Source organism: Xanthomonas sp. 3075 (assembly GCF_014197275.1).
Lineage (GTDB): Bacteria > Pseudomonadota > Gammaproteobacteria > Xanthomonadales > Xanthomonadaceae > Xanthomonas > Xanthomonas campestris_B.
Map to the genome: position 1 here is coordinate 50,504 of NZ_JACIFI010000023.1, position 22,307 is coordinate 72,810.

Sequence of the window (22,307 nt, forward strand, 5' to 3'; positions counted from 1 at the left end):
CAACGTGGAGTGCGTCACGCTAGGCCAGCACGCGTGAAAACAGCAGCAAGCCGCTGCGTTCCTGCAGGAGACTGCGTTTGTGCAGGAAGAGGCACATGCGGCGTCGCTACCGCATGGGCACCACCACTCATTCCACCGATTCGCGTGCGGCGCGCACCGCGGTGACCAACTGCGCCACGCTGTAGGGCTTGGCCAGATGCTCCTGAAACCCGGAGTCCAGCGCGCGCTTGCGGTCGTCCTCGCGGGCCAATGCCGTCACCGCCACCGCCGGCAGCGCGGTCGCATCCAGGCCCATGTTTTCGCGCACGGTGCGGATCAGGCCATAGCCATCCATGCCGGGCATGCCGATATCGGTCAGCATCAGGTCGAAACGTGCGTGACCGCGATGATCGATCAGCGCCAGCGCATCGGTGGCGCTGCCGGCGGTGACCACTTCGGCGCCCTGCTCTTCCAGCAGACGGCGCAGGTAATCGAGCATGTCCGGCTGGTCTTCGACCGCCAACAGGCGCAAGCCATTGAGTGCGCGTGCTTCGACGATCTGTTCGGACATCAGCCGCCGGCGCAATTCGCGGCGCGGGCGCTTGGCCTGGTCGGGCACGTGTTCGGGCAGGCGCACGGTGAAGGTGGCACCCTTGCCACGGCCGCCACTGGTCGCGCCCACCTGGCCGCCGTGCATTTCCACCAGTTGCTGCACGATCGCCAGGCCCAGGCCCAGACCACCGTGTTGCCGCGTGGTCGTGCCATCGGCCTGGCGGAAGCGGCCGAACAGATGTGGCAGGAATTCGGCCGCGATGCCGTCGCCGGAGTCGCGTACCGCCACCAGCAGATGCCCGTCGTCGCGTTCGATGCTCACATCGATGCGGCCGTGCGCCGGGGTGAATTTGATCGCGTTGGAAAGCAGATTCCACAGCACCTGCTGCAGGCGCGTGGCATCGCCGAGCACCAGGCATGGCGTGGACGGCACATGCAGTTCCAGCACCTGATCCTTGCCTTCGGCCGCCAGTTCCTGGGTGCTCAAGGCTTCGCGCAGCTGCTCTGCCAGATCCAGCGACTCGACCTCCAGCTGCACCTTGCCGAGCAGCATGCTGCTGAGATCGAGCATGTCCGAGATCAGCCGCTTCTGCGCGCGTGCGCTGCTGGCGATCACCGACAACCCCTTGTAGTTGGGATGCCCTTGCTCGACCCGCTGCAACAGCAACTCGCTCCAGCCCAGGATCGTGGTCAACGGCGTGCGCAACTCGTGCGACAGCGTGGCCAGAAATTCGTCTTTCAGCCGCGCCATGCTCTCGGCTTCGTTGCGCGCGCTGCGCTCGGATTCGAGCAACTGCTCGCGTGCCTGCTCGATCTCGCGTTGCTCGGTCACGTCCGGGCTGCTGCCGGCCAGGCCGATGAAGCGGCCATCGGCCGAATACCGCGGGGTGGCGGTCATTTCGATCCAGCGCCACTTCCCGTCATGGCGACGGGCGCGGACCAGTGCGCGCAGGCCGCGCTGTTCTTCCAGCGAGGCGGACAACTCGAACTGGAAGATCGACAGATCGTCCGGGTGCAGCAATTCGCTCCACGCCGACACCGTCCCGCTGGAAATGTCGATGCCGAAAAACTCGCCATAGGCGCTGTTGACGAACCGCACCACGCCTTGCGCATCCAGCACCCACACCGGCATCGGCAAACCGTCGGCCAGCGCACTGAAACGCGCCTCGCTTTCGGCCAGCTCGCGCTCGACGCGCTTACGTTCGGTGATGTCCATGAACAACACCGCCACCCTCGCCTGCTCCGGCTGCCCAACCCGAAATGCATCCACCGAATACCAGCGGCGCAGCGCCTGGGCCTGCATTTCGAAATGGATGCGATTGCCGGTGCGGGCCACGTGCCCGTAACGGTCGAACCATTCCTGCTCGTGATCGGCGAGCATGGCCCGGATCGACAGGTTCACCACGTTGGACAGACCGGTATAGCGCTCGAACGCACCGTTGGTCATGCGGATGACGTAATCGACCGCGTGGTCGCCGTCGAACACCATATCGATCACGCAAAAACCGGCGTCGACGTTATGGAAGATCTCCTGGTACATCACCGAATCCAGGAACGGTTCGGCGACGGGGGCCGGTAGGACCGCGGCCGGATCTGTGCTGGAGGTCGAAGTACTCAAATCGGGATCCACGGCTGGTGCCAGGGCAGATGACCGACAAATGAAACCATGCACGATGTCGTCAGCGGGTGCACAGCCAACCGACCGAGTTCACACAGTGGCCCTGGTCCGGCTCAGCACGTGCCCGGAATCACCACAGCAGTGCGGCGGCCAGTGCGATACACGCAGCCAGCACCACGATACCCGCGATCACGCCACGAAGCACCCACTCGCCCTCGCGGCGGAGCTGCTCGTCAATCCAGCGCTGGGCTTCTTCGCGCCAGGCGGTGGAGCGCGCGTAGTCCGGATCCAGCAGCTGCAAGCGCACCTGCGACAGTCCCAGTGCGACGCATTCGCTCCGGCAGCGCTGGCTGAAGCCATCCTCGTCGGCGGCAACCTGCGCGCCGAGCGGCAGCTGCCATTCGAATTCAGGCCTGGACATAATGCGGACGCTCCCGATCAAGCTCGTGTTCCAGCGCCATACGCGCCAACTGGGTGTAATTGGCTCGCGGTCCCTGTCCACGGCCGGTGAGCATTCCCTGGTAATCCAGGTCCTGCCAGACCCGCCCGGTCCATTCCACGCAATCTTCGGCAATCACCAGCATCAGCGAGTAGCGATACTCCAGTCCATTGGCGGCGCGGTAGGTATAGACCGGCGGAAATTGCACCGCCACATCGACCTGACGCGCCAGCGATGCCAGATGCTCGCGCAATGCCGCGCGTGGGTCGGCGCCGGATTCCAGCCGCAATGCGCGCGTAGCCATGTCCAGATCCACGTCGCTTTGCAGCGCAACGAATGCCGCAGCCCCGGTGGTGGGATTGTGCCCATGCTGCTTCGCCCAATCGATGAACTGCAGGCGCACATCCGACGGCATGTGCGGCGGCGGCGAAGAAACTGACTTTGCGCGGAAGGAATGGGTGTCCATACAGCCAATCTTCCCGGCTGCCCCGTGAAGCGCGGGCGCAGGCGCAGTGAACCCGCCGTCATGGCAGCGACGGTGCGGATTAACCGTGCGGCAACGCGGTGGCCCGCCCTGCATGCAGCGCGTTGCGGGCGCTCACACGCGCCCCCACACTACTGAAAACGCCCGGTACGCCTCGTATCGACCGCTTGGAGACTTTCGATGAAACGTTCCAGCCTTTCCGGCGCCAGCCTGTTGCTGGCAGGACTGCTCGCGGCGACCGGTGTACAGGCCCGCGTGCGCAACGTCACCGACCCGCAAGCGCCCCGCGCACTGAGCAGCGACGGCAAGGTCGACGTGCGCTGGACCGACCCGGCGCAGTTTTCCGAAGTGCGCTTCAGCGGCAACCGCTGGGAAGCCCAGCGCGGCGATTGGGTCACCCAGCTGGCGACCTATTTCCAGCAAAGTGCCGCCCGCAAGCTGCCCGACGGCCAGCGCCTGAGCGTGACCATCACCGACATCCGCCGCGCCGGCCAATACGAGCCCTGGCATGGGCCGCGCATGCAGGATGTGCGCGTGGTCAAGGACATTTATCCGCCGCGTTTGAGCTTCAATTACACGCTGACCGGCGCCGATGGCCAGGTGATCGACCAGGGCGAACGCAAGTTGGTGGATTCGGCCTTCCTGATGAGCGGACCGCGCCTGACCGACAGCGACCCGCTGCGCTTCGAAAAGGCGATGATCGACGACTGGGTGCGCAAGCAGTTCCGGGGCGACCGGAGTACCGCCGGGCTGTAATAGGCGGGCGCCGCGGGCTGCGACAGGCATCGCGAACGTAGACAGCGGGAGCGTGAGGCGATGCGGCCTTGTTGACGCTGCTTTCGGCAAGCACGGCTCTCCCATCGGGAGGCGGGCTGGTGGGGCTGCGGCAATGCCCGCCTGTCGTTCCGGCGGCACGAGGCTTTGCGCACGCGCGCCCTCATCCGGCGCTGCGCGCCACCTTCTCCCGCTTGCGGGAGAAGGCAATCGGGGCAACACCTGTTCTCTCGACGGAGAATGGACGATGGCTTATGGCGTCACGCCCTCGCCCACTACGGCGCCTGCGGAGCCGCCCACATACGCTCTCGGCACACGCTTGAGCCCACACAGCAGTTGATACGCGCTGACATTGCACTGCATCGCCAGCGGGCTCACCTGCGGCGACGCGCCCCACAACTGCACGCTGGCGCCGATCCCGGACTGTGGCTGATCGGTGAGATCGACAGTGAGCATGTCCATCGATACGCGGCCGATCAGCGGGCAGATCTGCCCATCCACCAGCACCGGCGTGCCGTTGGGCGCGAACTGCGGGTAGCCGTCGGCATACCCCATCGCCACCACGCCCACACGCGTTGGCCGCTGGGCGACGAAGCGGGCGCCGTACCCCACCGGCTCGCCGGCCGGCAGTTCGCGCACGGAAATGATGCGCGAGCGCAGCGTCATCACCGGACGCAGCTGCGCAGTGGTCTCTGTCTCCAGCGGAAACGGGTTTGCGCCGTAGAGCATCAGGCCCGGGCGCGACCAGTCGTTGCGCAGCGCCGGCCAGCCGAGCAGGCCGGGCGAATTGCGCAAGCTGGTTTCCGCACGCATGCCGCCGGCAGTCAGCGCGAAGGCGACCGCCTGTTCGTCGGTGCGGCTGCACTCCAGCTCGTCGGCACGCGCCAGATGCGTCATCAACACCAGCGAGGCGATCTGCGGCAGGCCGCGCAGACGCAGCCACGCCGCACGGAAATCCTCCGGCGACAGGCCCAGCCGGTGCATGCCGCTGTCCAGCTTCAACCACACCCGCAACGGACGCGGGCTCTGGAACTCGGCCAGCGCACGCACCTGCTGCGGCGTGGCCACCACCGTCCACAGATCGTGCTCGGCGATCAGGCGCAGCTCGTCGTGCTCGAAGAACCCTTCCAGCAACAGGATCGGCGCGCGGATGCCCGCCTGGCGCAGCTCCAGCGCCTCTTCGATGCAGGCCACCGCAAAGCCGTCGGCCTCGCCGTCCAGCGCCTGCGCGCAGCGCACCGCGCCGTGGCCGTAGGCGTCGGCCTTGACCACCGCCAAGGCCTTGCTGCCGCCCAGGCGCTTGGCCAGGCGGTAGTTGTGACGCAATGCATCCAGATCGATCACCGCTTGCGCAGGACGCACTACGCGGCCTCCTGCTGCGCGCGGGCGCTGCGTGGCGACAGGTAACGGAAGATGTCCAGGCCTTCGCTATCGATGTCGGGCGTACGGCCCTGCATCAGATCGGCCAGATAGCGACCCGAGCCGCAGGCCATGGTCCAGCCCAGGGTGCCGTGACCGGTATTGAGGAACAGGTTGGCATAGGGTGTCGCGCCGACCACCGGCGTGCCGTCCGGGGTGGCCGGGCGCAGACCGGTCCAGAACTCGGCCTGGGCCAGATCGCCGGCGCCGGGGAACAGATCGTTGACCACCATTTCCAGCGTGGCGCGGCGACGCGGATTCAACGACAGATCGAAGCCGGCCACCTCGGCCATGCCGCCGACGCGGATGCGTTGGTCGAAACGGGTGAGCGCAATCTTGTAGCTCTCGTCCAGCACCGTGGAGGTCGGTGCGCGCTGCGCATCCACGATCGGGATGGTCAGCGAGTAGCCCTTGAGCGGATACACCGGCAGATGCAGGCCGAGCGAGAGCAGCAGGTCGGCCGAATAGCTGCCCAGCGCCAGCACGTAGCGGTCGGCGGTTTCGATGCGGCCATCGATCTGCACACCGGTGACGCGGCCGCCCTCGTGCTGCAGATGCTCGATCTGCTGCCCGTAGCGGAACTCCACACCCACCTGCGTGGCCAGTTCGGCCAGGCGCTGGGTGAACAGCCGGCAGTCGCCGGTCTGGTCTTCGGGCAGGCGCAAGGCACCGGCCATCTGCGCGCCGCCGCCGGCCAGGCCCGGTTCGAACTGGGCGATCTGCGCCGGCGTCAGCAACTCGTAGGGCACGCCGTACTGGGCCAGTACTTCGATGTCCTGCGCGGCGGCATCCAGTTGCTGCTGGGTGCGGAACAACTGGGTGGTGCCGAGCTGGCGGCCTTCGAACTCGATGCCGGTGCTGGCGCGCAACGCGTTCAGACAATCGCGGCTGTAGTCGGACATGCGCACCATGCGCGCCTTGTTCACCGCATAGCGCTCGGCGGTGCAGTTGCGCAGCATCTGGCTGAGCCAGGCCAGCTGGCGCAGATCGCGGGTGGGCCGGATCGACAGCGGCGCGTGCTGCTCGAACAGCCACTTCACCGCCTTGCCGGGCACGCCGGGCGCGGCCCATGGCGAGGTGTAACCGAACGACAACTGGCCAGCGTTGGCATAGCTGGTCTCCAGCGCCGACGCCGGTTGACGGTCCACCACGGTGACCTCGCAGCCGGCCTTGGCCAGATACCAGGCGGTGGTGGTGCCGATGACGCCACTACCGAGAATGAGCACGCGCATGTCGCTCTCCTGAAAGGGTATTCCCCCACAACCACGCGCTGAGGGAGACAGTTAGACGCAGTATATTGCGAGCCAGGCAGTGCGATTTCTGGAATCGACCCGCCTTTGCAGTGAAACTTCCTGTCAAAGCTTGTGGAGACAAACCCCATGGCCACCCGCGCCCGCGAGTTGGACAAGATCGACCGCAAGATCCTGCGCATCCTGCAGCAGGAAGGGCGGATTTCGTTCACCGAACTGGGCGAACGCGTCGGCCTGTCGACCACTCCGTGCACCGAGCGCGTACGCCGGCTCGAGCGCGATGGCGCCATCACCGGCTACTACGCGCGGCTGGACCCGCACTACCTCAAGGCCAGTCTGCTGGTGTTCGTGGAGATCAGCCTGGCCTACAAATCGGGCGACATCTTCGAAGAATTCCGCCGCGCCGCGCTCAAGCTACCCAACGTCCTGGAATGCCATCTGGTCTCGGGCGATTTCGACTACCTGCTCAAGGCGCGCATCAGCGAGATGGCCTCGTACCGCAAGCTGCTCGGCAGCACCTTGTTGACCTTGCCGCATGTGCGCGAGTCCAAGAGCTACATCGTGATGGAAGAGGTCAAGGAGACGTTGGCGCTGCCGATCGAGGGCTGAAATTCGGGAGTGGGATACGCGTCAGGCGATTGGAGAAAGCCTGGAGCGCGGATGGATGAAGGTCGATCTGGCCGCTGCTGAGCTGCATTCACCGATGTCGGGGGCCGCGACCGCACTGGAGACGGAGCGCCCCGCTTGCTGAAGGCGGCGGGGTTGCATGGGGGCGGCGCGCCTGGTGGCGACATCGCCGCTGCTGGCGAGGCGGCCGCCAGCAACAACGCGGGTTCCCAGCGCCCATCCCCGATATCAGCGCACCACGCGCATGCCATCGCCCGCCGGGACGGCGTCGTAGTAGCGCCCGGTCTTGGTATCCAGCACCCGGTTGGCGCCGGCCGGCTGCATGCCGTGCAAGAGCCGGCCATTGCGGTCGTAGACCATCGGGGTGGCGGACTTGACCTGACTGCCAGCCGGCGCGACCGGGGTCTGCGCCGGCCCGCGGGTTGGAATCGTCGGCGCCACCGGGCGCTGGCCGAGCTGGGACGGCACCGGTTGCGTCGGCCTGGACGCATTCAACGTCGACTGCGTCGGCGGCGGTGTGGCTACCGGCTGCAAGGTCGTGGACGAACGCGTGCTGGTCGCCGACTGCGCCGCAGCCACGCCAGAGACTGCAAGTAGCGCGCACAGCAGTAGCGCACGCGTTGAGGAATGAATCGCCATGACGGGCACCGCGTGGGTTGGAAGTCCTCCATCAATGGGGGCGCCCAAGGGTTGCGGCAATACAAAGTGGCTGGCAGGCCTGAACGCTTCGGCATTGCGTTGCGGCGGCGCTGCCTTGGTGAGGCCGGTGCTGGATTCCGCCGAGGCTGGGCACTGCCGTGTTTGCCAGCAGGGGAGGCAGGTTCCTGGCAGAGCGCTGGCGCGCATCAGGACGAAGGGATGAGAGGTTGGGTTCGCATGCGGCCCCCATCCGCCCTCCGGGCACCTTCCCCCGCAAGCGGGAGAAGGGACGCGAAGCGACAGGCGCAACACCTGCTGCGGGCAGGAACAAAGCAGCGGCATGACGTCTCCCGCAAGCGGGGGAAGGAACGCGCACTGCGCAGTGGAGATGGGAGATGGGAGGCTGGAGGCTGGAGGCTGGAGGCTGGAGGCTGGAGGCTGGAGGCTGGAGGCTGGAGGCTGGAGGCTGGAGGCTGGAGGCTGGAGGCTGGAGCAAGCAGTGCGGTTCCTTCTCCCGCAAGCGGGAGAAGGTGGCGCGCAGCGCCGGATGAGGGCGCACCAACCTCCACCCACCCGGTTGAACCAGCCGACCCACGCCCACATCACCAAGGCAAGGCGCCGGCACACCGTCAGCGCGTGCAGGCGAGAACCCCATGAGCCAGTTCGATCTGACCCCTCCCTCCCCCGCCCAGCGCGATGCCCTGATCGCCGGGCTCAGCGACGAGGAACAGCGCGTGCTGCTCCACCACGGCACCGAGGCGCCGTTCTGCGGGGTGTTTCTGGACAACAAGCTCGACGGCGTCTACACCTGTCGTCTGTGCGGGCTGCCGTTGTTCCGCTCCAGCGCCAAGTTCGAATCCGGCACCGGCTGGCCAAGCTTCTTCGCACCCTACGACCCGGCCCACGTGCGCGAAATCCGCGATATCAGCTACGGCATGATCCGCACCGAGATCGTCTGCGCGCGCTGCGACAGCCACCTCGGCCACGTGTTCCCGGACGGTCCGCCGCCCACCGGCGAGCGGCATTGCCTCAACTCGGTCTCGCTGGGCTTTACCGAAAACGGCCAGGCGCTGCCCAACCCGTTGCAGCGCGAGGGCGCCGAAGCGCAACCAGCGTGAGCGCGGCATGCGATCCGGGAGCGCTTCCGGATCGCACACCGCCGCCCGATCGCTTGCGCCGGCGCACGAGGCGCAGTGCCGCTGCACCGATCCGCTGCAGCGATTGATCCGCTGCGGCAACGTTGTGCAACCCACCCCCAGACGCCACAGTAGAGCGCGGTTGCCCGAGCATCACCGCCATCGCCTACCTCATCGGCTTTTCCCTGCGCGGCGATGCGTAGGCACGCTCATGGTCAGCAAGTCGATCATGCGCTCACGCACCAACACCATTGCAACGACCGTTGATCGATTGCGCCGTCGTCCTGTACCGCCCAGCCGATGCGTTCAGGCTTGAAACACCGAGCCCGCATTGCCCAGCCCGCGGCAGGACAGCAACTTCGCTGCGTAAAGGCCGCGCCCGCTGCTCCCCATCGTTCAGTTAAAGCGCACACCTTCACGCAACCCGCTTCAAGAATCCGCCACGCAAGCCGAAACAACAGCAACTCTGTTTGCTTTTGGCTGCGTCATGCTCATCATCATCGGCTTCATCGTCGTCATCGTCAGCGTCCTCGGCGGCTATGTGCTGTCGCATGGAAAGCTGGGCGCGTTGTGGCAGCCGTACGAGCTGATGATCATTGGTGGCGCGGCGTTTGGTGCGTTTCTGGTCAGCACCCCGGGCAAGATCGTCAAAGAGACCTTCAGCAGCATCCTGGGCGTGTTCAAGGGCCCGCAGTACAAGTCCGACGACTACAAGGACACGCTGAGCCTGATCTACGAGCTGCTGAACAAGGCGCGCCGCGACGGCTTCATGGCGTTGGAAGACCACGTCGAAAAACCGCAGGACAGCACCATCTTCGGCAACTACCCCAAGGTGGTCTCCGACCATCACCTGCTGGACTTCATCACCGACTGCCTGCGCCTGATGATCGGCAGCAACATCGAGCCGCACGAGCTGGAGCCGCTGCTCGAACTGGAACTGGAAAAACATCACCACGAAGCATTGGCACCCTCGCATGCCTTGAGCAAGGTATCCGATGGGTTGCCCGGCTTCGGCATCGTGGCGGCCGTGCTCGGCATCGTGATCACCATGGGCTCGATCGGCGGGCCGATCGAAGAGATCGGCCATCACGTCGGCGCCGCCCTGGTCGGTACCTTCCTGGGCATCTTGCTGGCCTATGGCTTCGTCGCGCCGCTGGCCGCTGCGATGGAAGCGCGCGCCGAACAGGACGGGCGCATGTACGAAGCGGTCAAGACCGCGCTGCTGGCCTGCCTGCGCGGCTACAACCCGAAGATCGCGCTGGAATTCGCGCGCAAGACGCTGCCGTCCAACGTGCGTCCGAGCTTTGCGAATTTCGAAACGCACCTGAAGACGATCAAGTAGGCCCGCAGTCATGGCCGAGGGCAAATCCACCGTCGTCATCCGACGGATCAAGAAGGTGCAGGGCGGCGGCCACCACGGCGGCGCCTGGAAAGTGGCGTTTGCCGACTTCGTGACCGCGATGATGGCGTTCTTCCTGGTGCTGTGGCTGATGGCGGCCACCACCAAGGAACAGCGCGCGGCGATTTCGGAATACTTCCGCAATCCCAGCCCGTTGTCGGGCAAATCGACGGCTCCCTCGCCCGGCATGAACGGGCCCGGCGGCGCCAGCACCTCGATGATCAAGCTCGGCGGTACCGCCGACCTGGCCAAGGGGCAGAAGGACGAAATGGGCCGCAAGCGCGACAACGCGGCCGACTCCAGCGAAGACAGCCGTGCCAAGGACAAGAAACGCCTGGAAACGCTGATGCAGGACCTCAAGGAGGCCATCGACAAGAGCCAGGCGCTGGAACCGTTCAAGGACCAGCTGCTGCTCGACCTCACCCCGGACGGGCTGCGTATCCAGATCGTGGACAAGCAGAACCGCCCGATGTTCGACATCGGCCGCGACCAGCTCAAGCCGTACACGGTGGCGATCCTGCACGAGCTGTCCAGCTTCATCAATCAGGTTCCCAACCACATCAGCATTACCGGGCACACCGACATCACCGCCTACAGCAGCGATGCCGGCTACACCAACTGGGAACTCAGCGCCGACCGTGCCAACGCCGCGCGCCGTGCGCTGGTGGCCGGTGGCATGGCCGATGCCAAGGTCACCCGCGTGGTGGGCTTGTCGTCCTCGGTGCTGTTCGACAAGACCGACCCGCAGAATCCGATCAACCGTCGCATCAGCATCGTGGTGATGACCCAGGATGCCGAGCAGACCGCGCTGGCCGGCGCCGGCCAGGGCGTGGCGTTGGGTAAAGCCACCCACGATGCCGATACCCAGGTGCCGGATTTGAGCGCCACCGGCACGGCAGCGGTGGGACCGCCGGCTGCATTGCCCGCTGCGGGTGCGAGCGCCGGTGCCGCCGGCGCACCGGCCGGCCCGGCCAAGCCCGCTGTGGCGCCCGGTTCCGCCACCACCCAGGCCGCTGGGCGTATGTCCAGCGCCACCCAGGTGGCATCGGCCACCGCGCTGGCCAGGGCCGCCGAAGCGGCGTTGAGCGGGCCGCGCACGACGGTCAGCGCAGCGTCCGAGACGCCTTAAGTCAGCGGGAAGCGTCACTGCTGTGGGCGCGCCAGCGCACCTCGGCGGAAGCCGCCGCTGCTGCGTTGGCCGCAATGCCAAGCCGGCACTGGGGGCATCCAGCAAGCCGTTGCGCGCGCAAGCGCCTAGAATGGCCGGCCATTCCCAGCGTCGAGAACACCGTGTCCCGCAATTCCAAGGCCAAGCGCGACAAGCGCAAGAAGACCCAACCCAAGCGTCCGATCGTCCGTCTGGGCCAGGCGCCCCAGGTCACCAACCACGCCGTGCTGCAGGATGCCGACGGCCGCGTGGTCGCGGCGATCGGTCTGCAGGGTGGCAGCGAGTGGATGCTGTCGATCGGCGGCCAGACCATGGGCAGCGCCGACAACCCGGTGCCGATGCTGGCCATGCTCAAGCACCTGGCCAATCTGCAGGAGAAGGAAGGCAAGACCATCTCGCTGGAATACTCCACCCAGCTGCAGCAGATGATCGACGACCTGGCCGCCGAAGACGGCAAGACCGCCGAGGAATACCTGACCACGCTGGTGTCCGAGTTCGAGAACAGCGACGCCGGTGACGATGCCGAGGGCGACGAAGACGACGCGACCGACGCCAGCGCCGATGCGAACGACGCCCCGGTCACTGCTGAAGCCGCTTCCGACGCCGATGCAGAGACAGACACTGCCGCCGCCGACAGCGCGCCCGACGACAGCACCGACGGCAGCAAGAAAAAGAAGAGCAAAAAGGCCTAAGGCTTCTCGGTGGCCGTCTACGTCGACGATGCGGTGCACCTATGGCGCGATCAGCGCTGGGCGCACCTGCTCGGCGATACGCTGGAGGAGCTGCATGCCATGGCGGCGCGGTTGGGCATTCCCCGCCGCGCCTTTCAGAACAAACTCAGCGGCGCGCACTACGACGTGCCAGCCCCGCTACGCGCCGAAGCGATCGCGCTCGGTGCCATCGCCATTTCCCGCCATACCGACCGCGCCTTGCTCAAGGCGTTGATCGCCAATGCGCGAGCGCAAGCGCGCGGCGAGCACGCATAAGCGGCGCCTGCGACGCTGACAGGCGGCATCCCGTCACCCGCGTCGGCCGAACTGCCGGCCCGCCAATCAAACTCTCGCGTCGCAATGAAAGACATACATTGCGTGCCGCGCGCGTGTGTGGTGTTGTACGACACCGTCGGCCCGTCACCATTGCACGTGGCTTGGGAGAGGTGTCTTGTCCATCCGTGCTTTCTCCACCGATGCTGTCTCTCTGTTGTCCGTCGCCGTTCTGGAGGACGACGCGCTGTTGCGCGAGGATATCCTCATCCCTGGGTTGCGCGAGTTCGGCTTTCGCGTCAGCGGCGCCGGGACCGCTGGCGAACTGTATCGGCTGATGCTGCAACAGGCCTTCGATCTGGTGGTGCTCGATCTCGGCCTTCCCGACGAAAGCGGACTGAGTGTGGTGACGCACCTGCGCTCGTTGTTCGCCGGGCTTGGCATCGTCGTGCTGACCGGCAATCGCGGTCGCAACGACCACGTCCGCGCCTTGCACGGCGGTGCCGACGCCTTCCTGCGCAAACCGGCCGATCCGGAAATCCTCGCACTGACCTTGCGCAACCTGGCACAGCGTCTGCGCACGGCCAACATCAGCGTCACCGCGCCCAGGCAAGCCTGGCGACTGCAATCAGACGGCTGGTGCCTGTTGGCGCCGGACGGCACGGTCATGGTGCTGACCGCGTTGGAGCGCTGCCTGATGCGCTGCCTGGATGCGCAGCGTGGCCAGGCGATCGAGCGCGAGACCTTGGTATCGGCATTGGAAGCCACCGCCGGCGACTTCGACTTGCACCGGCTGGAAATGCTGATCCATCGTCTGCGGCGCAAGGCCGCACGCATCGCCAGCGATCAGACACCGGCACTGCCGCTGCTGTCCTCGCGCGGCATGGGCTACCTGCTGGCCGACTGAGCCGGCGCTGCCGCCAGCGGCAATTGCAGGCACAGACACGCCCCGCCTTGCGGCCCATTGCTCGCCGTCACCTGGCCACCGGCCGCAGCGATGATGCCTTGCACCACCGACAAGCCCAGCCCGGTGCCCTTGCCGACCGGCTTGGTGGTGTAGAACGGCTCGAGGATGCGCGCCAGCAGATGCGGTGCAATGCCCGGACCGGTATCGCAGAAGCGCAAGCACACCGTGGCCTCGCGCAACTCTCCCTCGATGCGGAACACGCCCTTCCCTTCCATTGCATCGCGTGCGTTGGCGGCGATGTTGAGCAACACCAATTCGAGATCATCGCGATCCATCAGTACCCACAGCGACGGCCCGGCCGCGAGGCACTCCAGCCGGATCTCGTGCCCGAATAACTGGCGCAATGTGGGTTCGGCATCGCGCAGTGCGACGCGGGCATCGAACAGGGTCGGCAGGCCGGGTTCGGCGCGGCCGAAGTTGAGGATGCGTCGGCTGACAGTCAACGCACGTCGCGAGGCGGTCTCGATGTTTTCCAGCGTCTTGAGCAGTGGCGCTTCGCCGTAGCCCTCCAGCGCATCGCGCCGTTGCGCATAGCCGATGATCACGTTGATCAGATTATCGAAATCGTGCGCGACCCCAGCCGCCAGACGCCCGAGCGCCTCCATTTTCTGGGTGTGGATCAGCTGCTCCTGCACGCGTTCGCGCTCGGCCATTTCCTGCAGCAGACGGCGATTGAGCTGCTCCAGTTCGCATCGGCGTTGCTCTGATTCAAGCAAGCTGTCGCGCAATGCGGCGATGGTGCGATCCAGGATCAGGGTGATCAGCAGATAGGCGCCGACGGTCACCAGGCCTAAGCCGATGTTGCCGCGCACCGAGCGCCAGGGCACCGGCCAGATCACCTGTGCGAGCATGCCCAGCAACGCAGCGGCCGCCAGCAACAGGAACACCCTCCAGAGTGCGCGACTCCCCAGCACCATGCCGGCGAGCACCAGCGCCAGCAAGGGCATGGGGTTGGTCAGCAGGTCGTAAATGTCCACCCGCGCATAGGTGACCAACACGCCGATCAACGTCGCGGCCACGTAGGTCCGCACCGCTCCTGCATTGTCGCCGCGCCGCACTCGCCACACGCCCATCGCCGCGCCTGCCGCGGTGAGCACGCTACCCACCAGGGCAAACAACAGGTCCGTGTGGCTCAGCAAGCGCGCCGCGCCAGCCACGTAGAAAAACAGGCCGATGTCGCCGGCGGTATAGAGCACGATCGCCGCCAGCAGCACTTGCAGGAACGCCGCATGCCGCTGATCGCTGGCACTGGCAGACGTCGGTGACTGCAAACAGCGCAAAAAAACGGAGATGAATTTCACAGAACTGGCAATAGGCAACCTCGACAACTTCGGATGCTCACATCCGTGGTGAGTGGATGCAATCGTCGTTTGGTGACAGCCCCCAGGTGGCGTGACAAATTTTTGACGCACTTCGCGCACGCCGACAGAACTCCGCATCGACAGGGGAATGCCTTGGAGTTTGGTCTGCGCCAGTTGCTCCGCCCACCACGTCCTGGGGACACCGATGAGCCTTCTGCCTGACCATGTACCGGGCCAGCACCGCGCCCGCCTCGCCGCTTTCCGCCCCGTTGGTAGCACTGCCTGCATCGCACCACCACCGCGGCGGTCGCTCACGCGCGCCATCGTCACGGTTCTGGTAGTGGCGGGTGGTCTCTCTGCTGCACACGCCGCCACCCCGGCGCCAGGGGCCGCAAGCCCGACCAGCCAGGCAAGCACCGCCGACAACACGGCCCAGGACGACGCCACGGCGCCACCAGACGCGGCCGACGATATCGGCAAGCATCTGCAGATCGTCGGTGGCAGCGACCCGTCCGAAGACGTCGGCGCGTTCGCCGGCGAGCCTTATGCGGTGGCCATCGGCGAGGCCAGTAATGCGCTCGGCGAAGGCGGCATTGCACTGGGTGCCGGTGCCACGGTGACGGCCAAGAACGCCATCGCCACCGGCTACGCAGCGTCAGCGAGCGGCGAATCGGCCGTCGCCATCGGCGGCACCACCCAGGTATTCGACTACAACGATGCCGGCGAGATCATCGGCAGTCACCAGGATTCCACCGAGGCCAGCGGGTTCGGCGCGGTGGCGCTGGGTGGCGGCGCCAAGGCCACCGCGGCGCTGTCTACTGCAGTGGGGAGCGGCAGCGAAGCACGCAATGTGCAAAGCACGGCGCTGGGCTACCGCGCCCGCGCGTTCGAAGACGGAGCAACCGCGGTCGGCGGCTTGGCGGTGGCCTCGGGCTATCTGTCGACTGCCAACGGCTACTTCGCCCGCGCCACCGGCACCAGTAGCGTAGCGATCGGCAACACCGCCCTGGCCAGCGGGATCGACAGCGTGGCCATCGGCGGCGTCAGCACTGCCGCGGCGTCGGCAGGCAACAGCAGCAGCCTCACCGCGGCCACCGGTGTCGGTAGCGTCGCGCTGGGTGCGGGTGCAGTGACGCAATCCGATTACGCAATCGCCATCGGCTACAACTCCAACGTGTTCCCCAATCTGCCGGGCAACACCGATTCCGTGGCGATCGGCCACAGCGCCGGTTCGTTCGCCCCCAACACGGTCTCGTTGGGCGCGTATGCCTTGGCATCGGACCAGGACGGGATCGCCGTGGGTCACAACAGCTGGGCCTTGACCGCCAACAGCGTGGTCCTGGGCTCGGGCGCCGTCAGCTCCTGGTACAACCCCAACAGCACCGCGCTGGGTGCGGCCACCCGCACAGACGGCGTCGATGCCACCTCGATCGGCTATGGCGCCAAGGTCGGCAACTGGGTGGACGATGCCTGGAACCGCGCTCCGGTCAGCGCGGTGGCGCTGGGCGCCTTCTCGCACGCAACCCGCAGCTACAGCGTGGCGGTGGGCGATGTGGCATCCGGGCTGACACGGCAGATCACCAGCGTAGCGGCCGGCACCGAAGCCACCGATGCGGTCAACAAGGGCCAGCTCGATGCATTGGCTGCAGATGTGCAGTCCACCAGCGGCATGTTGCAGGCCACCGGCGAGGGCACTGCCAGCGCGATCGGCGAGCGCAGCACGGCGGCCGGTGCCGGCGCTTCGGCCAGCGGAGCGCGCAGCGTGGCGGTGGCGGCAGGCAGTCGTGCCAGCGCCGCCGGCGCCAGCGCACTGGGCGTGGACAGCAGCGCCAGCGGCGTAAACAGCACGGCGATGGGGCGGCAGACCAATGCCACCGGCGAGAACGCGCTGTCGCTGGGCTACAACAGCTTCGTGCGCCAGAGCGGCGTCAACGGCGTGGCCTTGGGTGCCAATGCCGGTGCCAGCGGAGCCGATTCGGTGGCGCTGGGCTCGGGGTCGCGTACCTACGAGGCCAATACGGTCTCGGTGGGCAGCGGCAACGGTCGCGGTGGTCCGGCGACGCGGCGCATCGTCAATCTAGGCGCCGGCGCGATCGCCGACGGCAGCAGCGAGGCGATCAACGGCGGACAGTTGTTCCAGTCGCTGAGCAATGCCGCCAGTTTCCTGGGCGGTGGCGCAGCCATCGGCGCACAGGGCGTATTCGTTGCGCCGAGCTACGTGATCCAGGGTGCCAGCTACAACAATGTCGGTGCCGCACTGACCGCGCTGGACAGCAAGGTCAGCGAGCTGGGTGGGCGCATGGGTGGCACGCCGCTGTTGCGGACGGCCGCGTTGCGCAGTGCCGGCGTGTCGGCAGTACTGGCGCCTGCAACCTCCGCGGTTGCGACAGCCGAGGGGAGCGATAGCGAGCTGCAAGGCACGCCGACGCCGGCGGTCGCCAGCACCAGCACGGTGGCCGCCACGTCCACGGCGATGGGCACCGCGGCGGTGGCCAACGATGCCACCGGCACGGCGATCGGCGGCAACGCCTACGCGCACGGCCCCAACGACACCGCGATCGGCAGCAATGCGCGCGTCAATGCCGATGGCAGCACCGCAGTCGGCGCCAACACGCAGATTGCTGCAGTGGCGACCAATGCGGTGGCGATGGGCGAGGGCGCACAGGTCAGCGCGGCGTCAGCCACGGCAATTGGGCAGGGCGCGCGTGCCACCGCGCAAGGCGCCGTCGCATTGGGCCAAGGTTCGGTCGCCGACCGCTCCAACACGGTCTCGGTGGGTAGCGCCGGCGCCGAGCGGCAGATCATCAACGTAGCCGCCGGTCGTTCCGATACCGACGCGGCCAACGTCGCCCAGGTCTCTTCGGGCGACGCACGTACGTTGAGTTCGGCCAATAGTTATACCGACAGCCGCGTCTCGGCCCTAAGCGACAGTTTCAGCCAGCTGCACGACGACAGCATGCGCCGCTTCCAGAACATGGATCGCCGCATCGACCGCCTCGGCGCGATGAGCGCGGCGATGCTCAACATGGCCAGCAATGCGGCCGGCACGCAGAGCGAACGTGGACGCATCTCCGTCGGCGCAGGCTTCCAGAGCAGCGAGCGTGCGCTGTCGATCGGCTATGCCCGCAAGATCGGCGAGCGCGGCTCCTTCAGCCTGGGTGGCGCCTTCAGCGGCAGCGACTCCTCCGCCGGCCTGGGCTTCGGTGTGGACTTGTGAGCCTGTCCGCACGCACCGCCATCCCCTTTCTCCTTGGAATTCCGCCCATGAACACTGCCCCTCCGCCGCTCCGGACGCTGTTGCTGAGCGCCCTCCTCGCCACCGCCCCCTTCCAGCTGCATGCAGCCAACGATCTGCTGGAACAACGTGGCCTGGTCGACAGCCCGGCGCCTGCCGGCTCCCCCGCGGCCGGCCGCCTCATCGTCAAGTACAAACCGACCATCGGCTCCAACGCGCTGCGCGAGTCCATCCTGTCGTCGGCCGCACGCCGCGCCAACGTGCTGCCTCTCAGCAGTAATGCCGCCCGTAGCGCGCCGATGGCCGCGCGCGTCCTGCGCACCACCGGCACCGGCGCCAGCGTGATGCGCCTGACCGGCCACCTGACTGCTGCCGAGCAGACCAAGCTACTGACCGCACTGCGTGCCGATCCGGCCGTCGAATACGCGCAATTCGATCGGATGATGCAGCCGGTACTCGACCGGGTCGGGTCGGCCGCACTGCCGGCACAGGCGCGTGCAACGGCGCAGGCCACCGATCCGGCAGTGCCCAACGACAAGCTCTACACCCAGTATCAATGGCATATGCAGGACAGCACGGGCGGAATCCGCGCGCCCAAGGCCTGGGAGACCTCCACCGGCAGCGGCGTGGTGGTGGCCGTGATCGATACCGGCATCCTGCCGGACCATCCGGATCTGAAAAACAACGACCACGTCCTGCAGGGCTACGACTTCATCACCAATGCCATCGTGTCCCGTCGCGCCACCGACGATCGGGTGCCCGGCGCGCTCGACTATGGCGATTGGATAGCCGACGGCAACCCCTGTGCGCAAAGTGCGCGCGATAGTTCCTGGCACGGCACCCACACGGCCGGCACGATCGGCGAACTGACCAACAACGGCATTGGCGGCGTTGGCGCCGCACACGACGCCCAGATCCTGCCGATCCGCGTGCTCGGGCAATGCGGCGGCATGACCTCGGATATTGCCGATGCAATCGTATGGGCGTCGGGCGGACACGTCGATGGCGTGCCGAACAATACCCATCCGGCCGAAGTGATCAGCCTGAGCCTGGGGGGCCCCGGCAGTTGCGACAGCAACACGCAGCAAGCGATCAATACGGCCGTCGCCAACGGCACCACGGTCGTGGTGGCCGCCGGCAATGATTCCCTCGATGCGTCGCAATCCACCCCGGCCAGCTGCAGCAACGTGATCACCGTGGGTGCAACCCGCATCACAGGGGGCATTGCGTACTACTCCAACTTCGGATCAGTCGTCGACGTGGCGGGACCAGGTGGTGGCGATAAGGAGGACACGGGCAACGGCGGTTGGGACGGACTGGTACTGTCGACCGCTTATAGCGGCAAGACCACGCCGACGTCGGGCGAGTACAACTATCGCGGCTATGCCGGAACCTCGATGGCCACGCCGCACGTCGCGGCCGTGGCTGCATTGGTGCAAAGCGCGTTGGCGAGCGCTGGCAAGACACCGCTGAGTCCATCGCAACTGCAGGCGGTCTTGAAGCAGACCGCGCGCACGTTTCCGGTGCCACCGCCGGCAGCGACCCCGATTGGCAGCGGCATCGTCGATGCGACGGCAGCGATGGACTATATCCGCACCAGTTGCAGCGGCAGCAGCTGCAAGCCGGTGACCACCGCACTGAGCAACCGCACGCCGCTCACCGCGCAAACTGCCGGCGTCGACGAGGAGCGTCTGTATAGCTTCACCGCCACCGCGGGGACGCCGTTGAACGTGCTCTCCTACGGCGGCGGCGGCAATGTCGCCCTGTACGTGAAGTTCGGCGCCGAGCCCACCACCAGCAGCTACGACCTGCGTTCGGTCCGTGCCGGCAATGCACAGACCGTGCGCCTGCCGTCGCCACAGGCCGGCACCTACTTCATCAAGCTGGTCGGCGGAGACGGTGGTTTCAGCAATGTGTCCTTGATGGCCCGGCAGTGATCTAGCCGGCATCGCTCCAGCACGGCGGGCATGGAGCAGATCGCGCCATGCCTGCCGTTCGGCAACGTTGTTCTCATCCGCAACCGAGGATTTCGCTATGCAGAAACGTTCTGGATTTCATCGCGTGCCGTTGCATCTGGCCGCCCTCGCCGTTCTTGCCGGCGTCGCCGCACCGGCGATTGCCGCGCCATCGGCCGCGCCGGCTGCGCTTCAGACGGCCGCCCCGCTGGCCCACGTGCCTGCGCAGCTGCGCAGCGCGCGCAAACTCGGTGCGCTGGCACCCAGCACCGCGATCAGCCTGGTGATGACCGTCCCGTTGAAGGACGGCGCAGGCGCCTACGACTATGCAATGCACGTTTCGCATCCAGGCGATGCGCTCTATGGCCACTATCTGACACCGGCGGAATTCACCGCCCGCTTCGGTGCGCGCGAGGACGACGTCGCCGCGATCAAGGCTTTTGCGCAGGCGCATGGCATCCAGGTCAGCAGTGTCGGCGGCGCGGGCTCGCTGATTACCTTGAAGGCACCGGCGGCCACGTTCGCACAGCATCTTGGCGTGACGTTCAATCGCTACCAACGCAGCGACGGCAAGACGTTCTTTTCGGCCGATCGCCAACCGCAATTGCCCAGCGCACTGGCCGGCCATGTCGGCGGCATCGTCGGCCTGCACGACGCCGTCCGCTTCGCACCCCTGGCTATCCACGCACCCACCAATCCGGCGGCACGCGCCGCGATTGCCGAAGAGGGTGCCCGCCGCGGCCGGCCGGACGCGACCCAGGCCACCGGCCACGGCCCCAACGGCGGCCTGAGCCCGCAAGACTTGCGCCGTGCCTATGCCATTCCCGAGCAGCTAGCCCCAGGCAAACTGGAAACGCTGGCGCTGTTCGAGCAAGGCGGCTTCCTGTCCAGCGACATCGCCGCCTACGTCAAACAGTTTGGCTTGCCGAACGTGCCGGTGAAGGTACGCAACGTCAACGGCTACGCCGGCGCAGTCAACAGTTCCGGCGTGGCCGGTGAGGCGGCGCTGGACATCGACATGGCGATCGCCGTGAACCCGCAGTTGCGCCAGATCCAGGTCTACGAGGAAGGCGACGATCCGTTCCCGGTCGCGCTGCTGGCCTCGCTAGGTGCCATGGCCGACGACAACACCGCGCAGACGGTCAGCATCTCCTATGGGATCGACGAGGAATTCATGGGCGACGCTGCGCTGGCCGCAGAAGGCCAGGTGCTGACGCAGATGGTGGCGCAAGGCCAGGGGGTGTATGTCAGTTCGGGCGATCAGGGCGCGTATGGGCGCAGCGGCAGCGGCCTGCATGTCGAAGATCCCGGTAGCCAGCCGCTGGTGACCTCGGTCGGCGGCACGACGTTGTTTACCGGGCGCACTGGCGGCTACGGCAGCGAAGAGGCATGGAACCTGCTTGGCGCGGGCTACGGGGCCACCGGTGGCGGCATCAGCAGCTACTGGCCACTGCCGGACTATCAGCTGATCACCGGCACCGATGGCAAGCCGGTGTCCATCGCTGCAGCGAACCAGGGCTCGTCTGCGCGCCGCAATGTGCCTGACGTGGCCGCCGTCGCCAGCCCCACCACACCGGTGGCGGTCTATTCGGAGTTGGACGGCGGCTGGATCAACGTGGGCGGCACCAGCGTCTCGGCGCCGATCTGGGCCAGCTTCATGTCCATCGCCGATCAGGCGCACCAGGCCGTCGGACTGGGCCGGATCGGCTTCGCCAATCCGTTCCTCTATGAGGATCTCCAGGGCACGGTGTCCTTGGACACCAACGACGTGCTCGATGGCAGCAATGGCAATGCCAACCTGTTCGACGGCGTGGCGGGCTTCAATGCCGGCCAGGGCTACGACAATGTCACCGGCCTGGGCTCGATGCTGCCGTCCTCGCTGCTGCTCGATTCCCTGCTGGAGGTTCATGACGGCAGCACGCCCCCACCGAACCAAGCGCGCGGCGTGCACGCCAGCACGACGGCCACGACCAGCACGGTGCAATGGACCACCACCAACACGGCAACCGGCTATGCGATCGTCGCCCAGGACAACGCCACCGGTGCGTACACCTCCTATGCGGTGTCGCGCGGCACGCGCTACACGCTCGGCGGACTCAAGCCGAACACGTTCTACACGATGTACGTGGTCGCCTTAAACAAGGGTGGAGCAACCGTGGGCTCGCCGGCGATCGTGAAGACCGCCAAGAGCTGACGGACGCAGCAAACGCCGCCCTGGCCATGGCCCGGGCGGCAGTCGTACCCAAGTGACTTAGAGCGGCTAACAAAACGACTTCGTGTCAGCCTACTGCAGGCCGGCTGATCTGCGGCCTGGCTGCAGGGCCCTTGCCCGCCCAGCGTCGCGGGACACGCTGCAAGGACGTCCATGTAAGCGCTTACGCG

At 66.6% G+C, this 22,307-nt stretch carries 18 protein-coding genes; 11 read left to right on the plus strand and 7 right to left on the minus strand.

The window, feature by feature from the left end; genetic code table 11:
- Window positions 1-127 precede the first annotated feature (127 nt).
- The 3 genes from GGR62_RS17825 to GGR62_RS17835 all read right to left on the minus strand — a co-directional run bounded on the left by GGR62_RS17825 (window position 128) and on the right by GGR62_RS17835 (window position 3,003).
- Window positions 128-2,161 carry a PAS domain-containing sensor histidine kinase gene (locus GGR62_RS17825; protein WP_184409174.1) on the minus strand — a complete coding sequence of 678 codons (2,034 nt, stop codon included), beginning with the start codon at window positions 2,159-2,161 and terminating at the stop codon, window positions 128-130.
- Between the two features lie 118 nt (window positions 2,162-2,279).
- The gene (locus GGR62_RS17830) at window positions 2,280-2,570 is read right to left on the minus strand and encodes a hypothetical protein (protein WP_184409175.1); all 291 of its coding nucleotides are present in this window, start codon (window positions 2,568-2,570) and stop codon (window positions 2,280-2,282) included.
- A complete protein-coding gene (locus GGR62_RS17835) occupies window positions 2,557-3,003 on the minus strand; it encodes a hypothetical protein (RefSeq protein ID WP_184409191.1) in 447 nt (148 codons plus the stop codon). Before GGR62_RS17835 ends, GGR62_RS17830 begins: the two co-directional genes overlap by 14 nt.
- Before the next feature lie 249 nt (window positions 3,004-3,252).
- Here GGR62_RS17835 and GGR62_RS17840 point away from each other — a divergent pair, with 249 nt between their 5' ends.
- Window positions 3,253-3,828, plus strand: coding sequence for a DUF3016 domain-containing protein (locus tag GGR62_RS17840; RefSeq protein ID WP_184409176.1), 576 nt, complete (start codon window positions 3,253-3,255; stop codon window positions 3,826-3,828).
- Between the two features lie 270 nt (window positions 3,829-4,098).
- Here GGR62_RS17840 and alr read toward each other — a convergent pair whose 3' ends face one another.
- Window positions 4,099-5,208, minus strand: a complete 1,110-nt coding sequence (gene alr / locus GGR62_RS17845; protein ID WP_184409177.1) for an alanine racemase — start codon at window positions 5,206-5,208, stop codon at window positions 4,099-4,101.
- Window positions 5,208-6,497, minus strand: a complete 1,290-nt coding sequence (locus tag GGR62_RS17850) for a D-amino acid dehydrogenase (RefSeq protein ID WP_184409178.1) — start codon at window positions 6,495-6,497, stop codon at window positions 5,208-5,210. Before GGR62_RS17850 ends, alr begins: the two co-directional genes overlap by 1 nt.
- 147 nt (window positions 6,498-6,644) lie before the next feature.
- On the opposite strand from GGR62_RS17850, the gene GGR62_RS17855 reads away from it, so the two are divergent.
- The gene (locus GGR62_RS17855; RefSeq protein ID WP_005992148.1) at window positions 6,645-7,124 is read left to right on the plus strand and encodes an Lrp/AsnC ligand binding domain-containing protein; all 480 of its coding nucleotides are present in this window, start codon (window positions 6,645-6,647) and stop codon (window positions 7,122-7,124) included.
- Window positions 7,125-7,370: 246 nt separating this feature from the next.
- Here GGR62_RS17855 and GGR62_RS17860 read toward each other — a convergent pair whose 3' ends face one another.
- The gene (locus tag GGR62_RS17860; RefSeq protein WP_184409179.1) at window positions 7,371-7,781 is read right to left on the minus strand and encodes a hypothetical protein; all 411 of its coding nucleotides are present in this window, start codon (window positions 7,779-7,781) and stop codon (window positions 7,371-7,373) included.
- 653 nt (window positions 7,782-8,434) lie between these two features.
- On the opposite strand from GGR62_RS17860, the gene msrB reads away from it, so the two are divergent.
- The 6 genes from msrB to GGR62_RS17890 all read left to right on the plus strand — a co-directional run bounded on the left by msrB (window position 8,435) and on the right by GGR62_RS17890 (window position 13,374).
- The gene (msrB, locus tag GGR62_RS17865; RefSeq protein ID WP_184409180.1) at window positions 8,435-8,899 is read left to right on the plus strand and encodes a peptide-methionine (R)-S-oxide reductase MsrB; all 465 of its coding nucleotides are present in this window, start codon (window positions 8,435-8,437) and stop codon (window positions 8,897-8,899) included.
- 505 nt (window positions 8,900-9,404) lie between these two features.
- Window positions 9,405-10,259, plus strand: coding sequence for a flagellar motor stator protein MotA (motA, locus tag GGR62_RS17870; RefSeq protein WP_184409181.1), 855 nt, complete (start codon window positions 9,405-9,407; stop codon window positions 10,257-10,259).
- Between the two features lie 10 nt (window positions 10,260-10,269).
- A complete protein-coding gene (gene motB, locus GGR62_RS17875; protein ID WP_184409182.1) occupies window positions 10,270-11,445 on the plus strand; it encodes a flagellar motor protein MotB in 1,176 nt (391 codons plus the stop codon).
- 74 nt (window positions 11,446-11,519) lie between these two features.
- Window positions 11,520-12,176 (plus strand): hypothetical protein, encoded by a 657-nt coding sequence (locus GGR62_RS17880; protein ID WP_260306265.1) that lies wholly within the window; start codon window positions 11,520-11,522, stop codon window positions 12,174-12,176.
- Between the two features lie 9 nt (window positions 12,177-12,185).
- Window positions 12,186-12,470, plus strand: a complete 285-nt coding sequence (locus tag GGR62_RS17885; RefSeq protein ID WP_184409184.1) for a DUF4031 domain-containing protein — start codon at window positions 12,186-12,188, stop codon at window positions 12,468-12,470.
- 214 nt (window positions 12,471-12,684) lie between these two features.
- Window positions 12,685-13,374 (plus strand): response regulator transcription factor, encoded by a 690-nt coding sequence (locus GGR62_RS17890; protein ID WP_184409192.1) that lies wholly within the window; start codon window positions 12,685-12,687, stop codon window positions 13,372-13,374.
- Here the strand turns inward: GGR62_RS17890 and GGR62_RS17895 are convergent.
- Window positions 13,356-14,735, minus strand: coding sequence for an ATP-binding protein (locus tag GGR62_RS17895; RefSeq protein ID WP_184409185.1), 1,380 nt, complete (start codon window positions 14,733-14,735; stop codon window positions 13,356-13,358). The two genes, GGR62_RS17890 and GGR62_RS17895, sit on opposite strands and share 19 nt — an antisense overlap.
- A 205-nt stretch (window positions 14,736-14,940) precedes the next feature.
- On the opposite strand from GGR62_RS17895, the gene GGR62_RS17900 reads away from it, so the two are divergent.
- From GGR62_RS17900 to GGR62_RS17910, 3 genes are all read left to right on the plus strand, one after another.
- The gene (locus tag GGR62_RS17900) at window positions 14,941-17,952 is read left to right on the plus strand and encodes an adhesin (protein ID WP_184409186.1); all 3,012 of its coding nucleotides are present in this window, start codon (window positions 14,941-14,943) and stop codon (window positions 17,950-17,952) included.
- A 47-nt stretch (window positions 17,953-17,999) separates the two neighbouring features.
- On the plus strand, window positions 18,000-19,907 hold the full coding sequence (locus GGR62_RS17905) for a S8 family peptidase (protein ID WP_184409187.1): 1,908 nt from the start codon (window positions 18,000-18,002) through the stop codon (window positions 19,905-19,907).
- A 97-nt stretch (window positions 19,908-20,004) separates the two neighbouring features.
- Window positions 20,005-22,119: a protease pro-enzyme activation domain-containing protein gene (locus tag GGR62_RS17910; protein WP_184409188.1), complete on the plus strand. Its 2,115-nt coding sequence runs from the start codon at window positions 20,005-20,007 to the stop codon at window positions 22,117-22,119.
- Window positions 22,120-22,307 lie beyond the last annotated feature (188 nt).

Excerpts from the sequence above, each read along its gene's own strand:
- GGR62_RS17850 (WP_184409178.1), bottom strand. The coding sequence starts at position 6,497 with ATGCGCGTGCTCATTCTCGGTAGTGGCGTCATCGGCACCACCACCGCC.
- motB (WP_184409182.1), top strand. The coding sequence starts at position 10,270 with ATGGCCGAGGGCAAATCCACCGTCGTCATCCGACGGATCAAGAAGGTG.
- GGR62_RS17840 (WP_184409176.1), top strand. The coding sequence starts at position 3,253 with ATGAAACGTTCCAGCCTTTCCGGCGCCAGCCTGTTGCTGGCAGGACTG.
- GGR62_RS17860 (WP_184409179.1), bottom strand. The coding sequence starts at position 7,781 with ATGGCGATTCATTCCTCAACGCGTGCGCTACTGCTGTGCGCGCTACTT.
- motA (WP_184409181.1), top strand. The coding sequence starts at position 9,405 with ATGCTCATCATCATCGGCTTCATCGTCGTCATCGTCAGCGTCCTCGGC.
- GGR62_RS17835 (WP_184409191.1), bottom strand. The coding sequence starts at position 3,003 with ATGCCGTCGGATGTGCGCCTGCAGTTCATCGATTGGGCGAAGCAGCAT.
- GGR62_RS17900 (WP_184409186.1), top strand. The coding sequence starts at position 14,941 with ATGAGCCTTCTGCCTGACCATGTACCGGGCCAGCACCGCGCCCGCCTC.
- GGR62_RS17855 (WP_005992148.1), top strand. The coding sequence starts at position 6,645 with ATGGCCACCCGCGCCCGCGAGTTGGACAAGATCGACCGCAAGATCCTG.
- msrB (WP_184409180.1), top strand. The coding sequence starts at position 8,435 with ATGAGCCAGTTCGATCTGACCCCTCCCTCCCCCGCCCAGCGCGATGCC.
- GGR62_RS17910 (WP_184409188.1), top strand. The coding sequence starts at position 20,005 with ATGCAGAAACGTTCTGGATTTCATCGCGTGCCGTTGCATCTGGCCGCC.
- GGR62_RS17905 (WP_184409187.1), top strand. The coding sequence starts at position 18,000 with ATGAACACTGCCCCTCCGCCGCTCCGGACGCTGTTGCTGAGCGCCCTC.
- GGR62_RS17880 (WP_260306265.1), top strand. The coding sequence starts at position 11,520 with ATGCCAAGCCGGCACTGGGGGCATCCAGCAAGCCGTTGCGCGCGCAAG.
- GGR62_RS17830 (WP_184409175.1), bottom strand. The coding sequence starts at position 2,570 with ATGTCCAGGCCTGAATTCGAATGGCAGCTGCCGCTCGGCGCGCAGGTT.